Origin of the sequence: Photobacterium nomapromontoriensis, from assembly GCF_050336815.1 — a bacterium.
GTDB lineage: Bacteria > Pseudomonadota > Gammaproteobacteria > Enterobacterales > Vibrionaceae > Photobacterium > Photobacterium nomapromontoriensis.
In genome coordinates, this window is sequence record NZ_JAKJSL010000080.1 from 1 (window position 1) to 7,247 (window position 7,247).

General features: G+C 44.5%; 7 protein-coding genes, 5 tRNA genes and 1 rRNA gene. 10 read left to right on the forward strand and 3 right to left on the reverse strand.

The window, feature by feature from the left end:
• Nucleotides 1-97 precede the first annotated feature (97 nt).
• Nucleotides 98-213, forward strand: a 5S ribosomal RNA gene (rrf, locus tag L4D12_RS24990).
• Between the two features lie 34 nt (nucleotides 214-247).
• A tRNA-Asp gene (locus L4D12_RS24995) sits at nucleotides 248-324 on the forward strand.
• Between the two features lie 699 nt (nucleotides 325-1,023).
• Here the strand turns inward: L4D12_RS24995 and L4D12_RS25000 are convergent.
• The 3 genes from L4D12_RS25000 to L4D12_RS25010 form a co-directional block, all read right to left on the reverse strand.
• Nucleotides 1,024-1,659, reverse strand: coding sequence for a nicotinamidase (locus tag L4D12_RS25000; protein WP_428450536.1), 636 nt, complete (start codon nucleotides 1,657-1,659; stop codon nucleotides 1,024-1,026).
• A gap of 9 nt (nucleotides 1,660-1,668) precedes the next feature.
• Nucleotides 1,669-3,018, reverse strand: coding sequence for a CDP-diacylglycerol--serine O-phosphatidyltransferase (gene pssA, locus L4D12_RS25005; RefSeq protein ID WP_428450537.1), 1,350 nt, complete (start codon nucleotides 3,016-3,018; stop codon nucleotides 1,669-1,671).
• 113 nt (nucleotides 3,019-3,131) lie between these two features.
• Entirely contained in the window at nucleotides 3,132-3,572 is a 441-nt protein-coding gene (locus L4D12_RS25010) for a GNAT family N-acetyltransferase (protein WP_428450538.1), read from the reverse strand.
• A gap of 74 nt (nucleotides 3,573-3,646) precedes the next feature.
• Here L4D12_RS25010 and murB point away from each other — a divergent pair, with 74 nt between their 5' ends.
• From murB to L4D12_RS25050, 8 genes are all read left to right on the forward strand, one after another.
• Complete coding sequence (murB, locus tag L4D12_RS25015; protein WP_428450539.1) at nucleotides 3,647-4,687, forward strand: UDP-N-acetylmuramate dehydrogenase; 1,041 nt, start codon at nucleotides 3,647-3,649, stop codon at nucleotides 4,685-4,687.
• Entirely contained in the window at nucleotides 4,684-5,646 is a 963-nt protein-coding gene (birA, locus tag L4D12_RS25020) for a bifunctional biotin--[acetyl-CoA-carboxylase] ligase/biotin operon repressor BirA (protein ID WP_428450540.1), read from the forward strand. Before murB ends, birA begins: the two co-directional genes overlap by 4 nt.
• The gene (locus tag L4D12_RS25025) at nucleotides 5,646-6,377 is read left to right on the forward strand and encodes a type III pantothenate kinase (RefSeq protein ID WP_428450541.1); all 732 of its coding nucleotides are present in this window, start codon (nucleotides 5,646-5,648) and stop codon (nucleotides 6,375-6,377) included. The genes birA and L4D12_RS25025 overlap by 1 nt, the downstream gene beginning before the upstream one ends.
• Nucleotides 6,378-6,473: 96 nt before the next feature.
• A tRNA-Thr gene (locus tag L4D12_RS25030) sits at nucleotides 6,474-6,549 on the forward strand.
• 34 nt (nucleotides 6,550-6,583) lie between these two features.
• Nucleotides 6,584-6,668, forward strand: a tRNA-Tyr gene (locus L4D12_RS25035).
• A 39-nt stretch (nucleotides 6,669-6,707) separates the two neighbouring features.
• Nucleotides 6,708-6,782: transfer RNA gene (locus tag L4D12_RS25040), tRNA-Gly, on the forward strand.
• Nucleotides 6,783-6,794: 12 nt separating this feature from the next.
• Nucleotides 6,795-6,870: transfer RNA gene (locus tag L4D12_RS25045), tRNA-Thr, on the forward strand.
• A 104-nt stretch (nucleotides 6,871-6,974) separates the two neighbouring features.
• Nucleotides 6,975-7,247: GTP-binding protein (locus L4D12_RS25050; RefSeq protein WP_428450542.1), on the forward strand; the 273-nt coding region annotated here is incomplete at its 3' end.

The following is a 7,247-nucleotide window of genomic DNA, read 5'->3' on the forward strand; positions in this document are numbered from 1 at the left end:
CTGTAAGCACTTGAATGCAGTGTTGAACAAATTTGTAAACTAGTTAACTTTCCCAGATTGCTATTTACTGCCTGATGGCGGTGAATAAACGAATTTGCTTGGCGACCATAGCGTTATGGACCCACCTGATCCCATGCCGAACTCAGTAGTGAAACGTAATAGCGCCGATGGTAGTGTGGGGTCTCCCCATGTGAGAGTAGGACATCGCCAGGCTCCCAATTGCTTAAGTGCTGAATAGACACGCTGCGGAGCGGTAGTTCAGTTGGTTAGAATACCGGCCTGTCACGCCGGGGGTCGCGGGTTCGAGTCCCGTCCGCTCCGCCACTATACTAAGCCCAAGTCTTACGATTTGGGCTTTTTTACGTCTATTATTAGTTAAAAATATTTATAGCCACATTGGCTCGTTGTCAGCGATAGGTATTTTAAAAACATCTTGTTGTGCTTGATTTTATTTTGAATGCTTTGAGTGGTAGGTGATCATCGAGGACTCTAGCTCTTTGAGCAAGCGGTAAATGTTGGACAGCTTATAATTGACATCAAATACCGATGTCATATAAGTTTGGATATGGATCCATCTACCATTATTTGATTGACTACATATGGACAATTGTTATCACTGTCCTGCTGCTAGCAGTGATGGCCTTCCTGAAGATTTACGACTTTCTAGCCTAGCTAAACCGTCACTAAGATAACTGGTTCCCCCGCATTAATACTAATCTGAGCTATGCGTAATATCACTACGGTTGCGACCATCTGTAAATGAGGAAGAGCCAAAAAGCATGTGTATTCATCTCAGGTTTAGCTAATTGTTCAAATTCATTAGGGATAAGCATTGAACCACCAGTTATGCTTACTTCTATTAGATCTTTTCTGGCATAGTGGCTTGATATGAATACTCTTCTGGTAAACAGAGGAGAGCGAATGTCGTGGTTATGCCGGATATAAAAAAGTCCCCCAATAATTAGTGAGTAACGATTTAGTAACCATTCATCTGTTGACGTTAATGTGACATTGTAGAAACGCTTATAACGCTAGTTGTTGCTTTGCGATATTAAGGTCGTCTACGACGATAACTCCAGCAGCCGACATCTCATGACAAGCCTTTTCAACGGATTCAGGCGCAATGCCTCGACAGGCTTCAAGGTTAACGATAACTTTGAACTTATTGGTGGCCTGGAGCTGTAGTGCTGTTGTTTTAACGCAATAGTCCGTTGCTAAACCCCCGACAAGAATGGTAGTGACTAATTTAGATTCTAACCACTCGATAAGACCTGTGCTTAATTTTTCATGAAGGTCATGATAACAAGCGCCGTAAGGATGGAGGTCCGGTTCGATTCCTTTCCATATAATATGATCGTACTCAGTGATTGCAGGCAGGTTAGGGATTGTCTCAAACCCGATCGTGCCAGGAACTGCATGTTCGACCCAAGTTAAATCGGCATTGGGATGAGTTAGCGGCTGGAGCATTTTGTCATGACTATTGACCACCCAAACAGCATTGCTTGGGTGAGCATCTTTGGTAAGAACCCTGTAGGTTGCTAATGCTGCTTGGTCATTAAGAATCTGGCCAATAGCATCTCCTTCATTCACTGGTAGCTCATTAGGGCATAGTGGGGTGAATGTTTTTTGAGGATCAACATCGATTGCAGCAATAGTCATAATTATGTCCTAGAGAATTTGATTAAGAATATGATCAGCCTTAATACGGCGGATACGTTTAATCAACTTCTTAACAGGAGCAGGATACGCATCTACCTTATCGATGAACTTATAGCTACCGACGAGCTGAGTATGACTAAGTATACAATCGAGCTCTTTTTGCTTTTGTTCTGCTAACAGTTGATTTTTATCATGCACTAAGATGGCATTTTCTAAATCTAACTTCCAAGCTCTAGGATTAAGGTTGTTACCTGTGATTAACATATAGCTGCGATCAACCCATATTCCTTTTAAGTGGAAGCTATTATCTTCATGTTTCCACAAGTGGATAGCAAGCTGACGACGGGCAATAGCCGCTTCGTTTTGCTTAGCAAAGTTACGCAGGTTAACCTCATACAAGTATGGCAGGCCCGCGATCGTTTTAAATGGCTCGCTGGGCGGAATATAGAAGTCATTTGCCGTCTTGTCGCCGACAACGATTGTTACTTTGACTCCTCGGCGTAGTGCGCGTTTAACTTCTCGGCTAATGCTTCGGGGAAAATTGAAATAAGGAGTGCATATAGTTAACTCAGTTTGTGCACTCGCAATCAGTGTACAGATGTGTTGGTTGAGTTTATTTTTACGTTTACCTAAGCCGACAAGAGGGGTTAGCCCTACTTCATCATTGCCAATAGTGTCAGACACGAATTGATAGCTGGCTTTTTGAAGTTGTTGACGAAGGGTTTTGATGGCCCCTCTTAGCGTTTTCGTTTCCGGGCGGAGGCTTTGACTGAGACAGTTAACCGCATCACTGTTTACAAGAACATCAACAATGAAGGCGGCCATGCTGTCGGCTAATTGAGTATTCTGAATGACATGATAACGGTCATAACGGTAACGTTCATGTTGTGCTAAATAAACATCATTTAAGCTGGCACCGCTATAGATCACCTTATCGTCGATGACAAAGCCCTTGAGGTGAAGTACTCCGAAGACTTCACGGTTACGAATGGGAACCCCTAGGATTTGGATCTGATGTTCGTACTTATCTGCAAACTCTCGGTAGAGGGCTGCATTACCATCTGATTTAGCTGCGCCAATCAGCCCGCGTTGGGCGCGGTGCCAGTCAACAAGAACTTTAATGTCTAAATCAGGGTTGGCTTGTTTAGCATCATACAGCGCTGCCATGATCCCTCGACCGGCATCATCATCCTGAAGGTAGAGAGCAACCAAATATATACGTTGTTTGGCATTGGCGATCTCCTCGTGAAGACGTTCACGGAACGATCCTGCATCAAAAAGTGTCTCTAAATCTTCCGGCTTGTGTGCAATACACGGTAGTTGCTCAATGCGTTGCTTATTAGCAATAGCTGAATCCATTATCGCCTCGTTTACGCGACCTTAATAAGGATGAATCTGTGGGTTAAGGGCGCAATTATACCAGAAAAATGTCATCGCTATGTATTGCTGAGTAGGCTTATGTCACGGATAGATTAATTATCTTTTGGTTGATATTGATAGTGCATTGGGATCAATGGCTTACCTCCAATTCGGTAGCGTTCTAATCTTGACTTTAACGCAGGGGGTAAAGTGTCGTCGGGTATGGTGCTAAACCCTGCTGTGTTATAGAAACTTTCTAGATAGTCAAAAGCGAAACAATAGCAGGGATGGTGAATGAGTTGCTGTTCAGAGGCTTGCAATAATTGGTGGCCAATCTTCTCGCCTCGGAGTCTAGGGTGAACCAGCATGCCCGTGAGTAATTGGAAGTCATCAAATTGCTTGAATCTGACACAGCAGCATATCCCACTCTCGTTCTCGCCAATCCAGATAATTTCGTCTTTCTTGGCTTTACCTGCCGAGTAGTAGGTTTTATAGAAACGGTTGATTAGCGGAAATCGTAAAGGTTCAAGGTGGTGAAAACTAAGCTTGCTCATGGGAAAACACTGCCAACTGGAGATGAATCAGTTAAAATACAGCTCTAGTATAAAAGGTATGGGTCAAAATACGCATGAAAGTTTTGCAGAATAGGTCACTGGCGCCGTTTCATACATTTGGTCTCGGGGTTACTGCCGCGCATATTGTGATAGTCGAAACGGCAAAAGAGCTGGTATCTGTTTGGCAAGATGAACAGTATCAAGGCCTTCCGAAGTTGATTGTTGGGCAGGGGAGTAACCTCCTTTTTTGCGAAGATTTTGCAGGTGTTGTAATAATTAATCGTATACGAGGTATTAATATTGCGGAAACGGATGAGCAGTATCTACTTCATGTCGGGGCTGGGGAAGATTGGCACGGACTTGTTGCTATGACCGTTGAGCAAGGTATGCCAGGGCTCGAGAATATGGCTCTGATTCCTGGTTGTGTAGGCTCATCGCCAATCCAGAATATTGGTGCTTATGGTGTTGAGCTGAAGGATGTTTGTCACTATGTCGACATCATTGATCTTATGAGTGGCGAAGAATCGAGATTGATGGCAGATGAATGCCAGTTCGGCTATCGCGATTCCATTTTTAAACATGCATTAAAAGACAGCCATGCAATTATTGCTGTTGGTCTACAGCTACCTAAAAACTGGGTACCGAATGTGGGCTATGGCCCTCTGGCTAAATTTGACCCGCAGCAGGTTTCAGCTGCTGAATTATTACAGGCAGTCTGTACAATAAGAATGACCAAGTTACCCGATCCTACGGTAATGGGAAACGCGGGAAGCTTCTTTAAGAATCCTGTGATTGAGGCGGATTTAATGGATATGTTAATGGTTCATTATCCATCGATACCTCATTATATTCAGGAGTCTGGTCAGTATAAATTGGCAGCGGGTTGGTTGATTGATCAATGTCAGCTGAAAGGACACCAAATAGGTGGTGCTCGTGTACACGATCAACAAGCTCTGGTACTGGTTAATGCTCATGAAGCGACCTCTGATGACATACTTACGCTAGCGCAATATATCGTAGATTGTGTAATTGCAAAATTTGGTATTGAGCTTGAACACGAGGTGCGTTTCATCTCGGCTACAGGTGAAACTTGCCTTGGGGAGGCTATCCGATGAGAGAGCATACAACACGGATGGCATTGGTTGCGATGTTGTCTGATGGTGAGTTTCACTCTGGTGAAGTACTTGGTGAAACGCTGGGTATGTCAAGAGCTGCTATCTCAAAACATATCAAGGCATTACAGTCTTGGGGGCTAGATGTTTACCGCGTTAGAGGTAAAGGATATCGGCTACCTGAAAAATTGGATCTTCTCAATTGCGATACGATTTTGGCTCAGGTAGAGTGCTCGAGTCTAGATGTGATCCCAGTGATCGATTCGACTAACCAATATTTATTAGATAGGATTGGCCAGCTACCACAGGGGGCGGTTTGTCTTGCTGAGTATCAAGAACTTGGACGGGGCCGTCGAGGTCGTCAATGGTTGTCACCTTTTGGCAGTAATTTATATTTATCGATGTACTGGCGTCTTGATGCGGGTATGGCTGCAGCGATGGGGTTGAGTCTCGTCGTTGGTGTGGCGATTGCAGAAGCTTTACAACAGCTTGGTGCAGATGAGATACGAGTAAAATGGCCGAATGACCTCTATTATCGGGATCGAAAACTAGCGGGTATTTTAGTTGAGATGACTGGTCAGGCTGGTGACGCCGCACATTTGGTGATCGGGATGGGTCTTAATATTGCGATGCCAGAACAGGCCGGGCTTAATATTGCTCAGCAATGGACAAATCTGTCTCAAGCTTGTCGTTGTCTACCTAGCCGCAATGACTTAGCCGCAGCCTTGATAGCCAAGTTAGATCAAACACTACGTCAATATGAAGAGCACGGCCTCGATGGATTTATCGACCGTTGGAATCGATTGGATAATTTTTTGGATCGTCCTGTGAAGTTATTGATTGGAGAACGCGTTGTAGAAGGTGTTGCACGTGGGATCAATAGTCAGGGGGCGCTATTACTGGAAACCGAGCAGGGGATTACGCCCTATATCGGTGGTGAAATCAGCCTTAGAGGTTGTTAATGCAGATTTTAATTGAAGCGGGTAACACTTATGTCAAAGTGGCCCAACTGTTTGAGAATGGCAATTTTGCATTACTAGGGCGCTATCCTAGTCGTAAGTTGGAAATGGTCCTTGAGCCATTGCTTGAAACGGGCATAAGCAGAATTGTTTTTGCGAGCGTTGGCCCGGTAGAGGTTGATAACTCCCTTCAGCGTATATCTCAACTTGCTAACATTCCGGTAATGCAAGTCAAAACTCTGCGGAAGGATTTTGGTGTCAAAAATGCTTACAGTGAATATCAGTATCTTGGTGTGGATCGCTGGTTAACATTAGTTGCGATTCGGCAGCAATTTAAAAAGCCTACCGTGATTGTTGATATCGGCACTGCACTAACTTTTGATGTGATGTCAGAAGATGGTAAACACTTGGGTGGATGGATTGCGCCTGGTTATCAGTTGATGATGAAGTCAGTCTTAGAAAATACCACTAAAGTATTTGCCGATAGAGATCATAGTGATTTGCTGACCTTTGCCGATAATACAGCCGATGGATTAAAGAATGGCTGCCGAGCCGCACTGGTTGGATTAATCGAATTTGGGCTATCTCAGGCAAGAGATCGCTTAAAGGCTGAACCAGAGGTGATTCTATGCGGTGGTGGCGTACGTCATCTACCTGTAAATTGGGGTAAAAGTTTTCATCGTCGCTCAGATTTGGTTCTGGAAGGGCTTGCTTTGTATGCAAAATGCCGATAACGAGTGAGATTTAGCCATTAGAGCATGGTTAACAAAAAAAACGTAAAAAAGGTATTGCAAGGGCTAGGATAGTTCTCTAGAATGCGCAGCACTTAAGCCGACTTAGCTCAGTAGGTAGAGCAACTGACTTGTAATCAGTAGGTCACCAGTTCGATTCCGGTAGTCGGCACCACTTTCTCCTAAATGAGTGAAAGTGAATAAAATTTGGAGGGGTTCCCGAGTGGCCAAAGGGATCAGACTGTAAATCTGACGGCTCCGCCTTCGAAGGTTCGAATCCTTCTCCCTCCACCAATTTCGATTGATTGAATAGCTTATCGAGTTACGAGTTTTGCGGGCATCGTATAATGGCTATTACCTCAGCCTTCCAAGCTGATGATGCGGGTTCGATTCCCGCTGCCCGCTCCACGCACTTTGTGTGCTGATATAGCTCAGTTGGTAGAGCGCACCCTTGGTAAGGGTGAGGTCGGCGGTTCAAATCCGCCTATCAGCACCATCCTCTCCTTAAGTTACTTCAACTCTTTTGATATATACTCTACAAACCCATGTTTGGTTCTGTGGTCGTAATACCACTAAATACCGTGCCTAGAGGGACTACCCATGTCTAAAGAAAAATTTGAACGCGTAAAACCGCACGTAAACGTTGGTACTATCGGCCACGTTGACCACGGTAAAACAACTCTAACTGCTGCTATCTGTACTACACTTGCAAAAGTGTACGGTGGTGTTGCTAAAGACTTCGCTTCTATCGATAACGCTCCAGAAGAGCGCGAGCGCGGTATCACAATCAACACTTCTCACGTAGAGTACGATACTCCAACTCGTCACTACGCACACGTTGACTGCCCAGGACACGCTGACTATGTTAAAAAC